This window comes from Pseudomonas sp. PA-4-8C, from assembly GCF_021606625.1.
GTDB classification, from domain to species: domain Bacteria; phylum Pseudomonadota; class Gammaproteobacteria; order Pseudomonadales; family Pseudomonadaceae; genus Aquipseudomonas; species Aquipseudomonas lactis.
This window is the reverse complement of record NZ_WKCD01000516.1, coordinates 1-1,561: the sequence shown is the minus strand read 5'-3', so window position 1 is coordinate 1,561 and position 1,561 is coordinate 1. Positions and strand designations below refer to the sequence as shown.

The following is a 1,561-nucleotide window of genomic DNA, read 5'->3' as shown; positions in this document are numbered from 1 at the left end:
GTATCAGTCAGTATATGTGGTGACTGATTCACCGCTTTCGCGAGCAAGCCCGCTCCCACATTAGATTGCATCGCCCTATCCACCACTCTAATAACAAGGACCTCCCCATGCGCGCACTCGCCGCCTTGAGCCGCTTCGTCGGCAACACCTTCGCCTACTGGGTGTTGATCTTCGCCGTTGTCGCCTTTCTCCAACCCAGCTGGTTCATTGGCCTGAAAAGCGCCATCGTCCCACTGCTGGGCCTGGTGATGTTCGGCATGGGGTTGACCTTGAAACTGGAAGACTTCGCCGAAGTCGCTCGCCGCCCCTGGCGCGTGGCCTTGGGCGTGGTCGCGCATTTCGTGATCATGCCGGGCGTGGCATGGTTGCTGTGCCAGGCGTTCCATTTGCCAGCGGAAATAGCCGTTGGCGTGATCCTGGTCGGCTGTTGCCCAAGTGGCACGTCGTCCAATGTCATGACCTGGCTGGCCCGGGGTGACCTGGCGTTATCGGTGGCGATTGCCGCGGTCACCACCCTCCTCGCTCCGCTGCTCACACCGGCATTGATCTGGCTGCTGGCCTCGGCCTGGCTTCCGGTGTCGTTCATGGAGCTGTTCTGGTCGATCCTGCAAGTGGTGCTGCTACCCATTGTACTGGGCGTGGTCGCGCAGCGCTTGCTCGGTGATCGGGTAAGGCATGCGGTGGACGTGCTGCCACTGGTGTCGGTGGTCAGCATTGTGATCATCGTCGCGGCCGTGGTTGCCGCAAGCCAAGGCAAGATTGCCGAGTCGGGCCTGCTGATCATGGCCGTGGTGATGTTGCACAACAGCTTCGGTTACCTGTTGGGCTACTTCACCGGGCGCCTGTTCAAGCTGCCCCTGGCGCAACGCAAGTCGCTGGCCCTGGAAGTGGGCATGCAGAACTCCGGCCTGGGCGCCGCCTTGGCCAGCGCACACTTTTCGCCGCTGGCGGCGGTACCCAGTGCGCTCTTCAGCGTCTGGCACAATATTTCCGGAGCGTTGCTGTCGACCTACTTCCGGCGCATGAGCGAGAAGGAAGACCGTCGCGCGCTGGAAACCATGCCGTAACTTGATCGCACGGTCCAATTTCGGCACTCTACCGAACTTCGCGGGGACGACCTCGCGACGCTATCAAGCGCTTACCCGGGGACGACCCCACTTTGATAGAAGCGAGGTCATCATGTCCTGGATCATTCTGTTTTTTGCCGGGTTGTTTGAAGTGGGCTGGGCCGTCGGCCTGAAGTACACCGACGGGTTCAGCAAGCCACTGCCCACCGCCCTGACCATTGCCGCCATGGCCGTCAGCCTTGGGCTATTGGGGCTGGCCATGAAGGAACTGCCGCTGGGTACCGCCTATGCCATCTGGACCGGCGTGGGGGCCGTAGGCACGGTGATTGCCGGGATTATCCTGTTTGGGGAGTCCATGGCGCTGTTTCGGTTGGCCAGTGTGGCGTTGATTATTTGTGGGTTGATTGGCCTCAAGATCTCGACATAAGCCACTATCGCTATCGCAGGCAAGCCAGCTCCCACAGTTTGAATTGTGAATACAGTCAAATGTGGGA

The 1,561-nt window shown here is 60.3% G+C and carries 2 protein-coding genes; both read left to right on the top strand.

Annotated elements, in window-relative coordinates:
- The first annotated feature begins 107 nt into the window (after positions 1-107).
- Positions 108-1,067 carry a bile acid:sodium symporter family protein gene (locus GIW04_RS30600; protein WP_120247752.1) on the top strand — a complete coding sequence of 320 codons (960 nt, stop codon included), beginning with the start codon at positions 108-110 and terminating at the stop codon, positions 1,065-1,067.
- Between the two features lie 112 nt (positions 1,068-1,179).
- On the top strand, positions 1,180-1,494 hold the full coding sequence (gene sugE, locus GIW04_RS30595; protein ID WP_010211634.1) for a quaternary ammonium compound efflux SMR transporter SugE: 315 nt from the start codon (positions 1,180-1,182) through the stop codon (positions 1,492-1,494).
- Positions 1,495-1,561: the final 67 nt, after the last annotated feature.

Bases quoted from the DNA above. Each gene is read 5' to 3' on its own strand.
- GIW04_RS30600 (WP_120247752.1), top strand. From the start codon at position 108: ATGCGCGCACTCGCCGCCTTGAGCCGCTTCGTCGGCAACACCTTCGCC.
- sugE (WP_010211634.1), top strand. From the start codon at position 1,180: ATGTCCTGGATCATTCTGTTTTTTGCCGGGTTGTTTGAAGTGGGCTGG.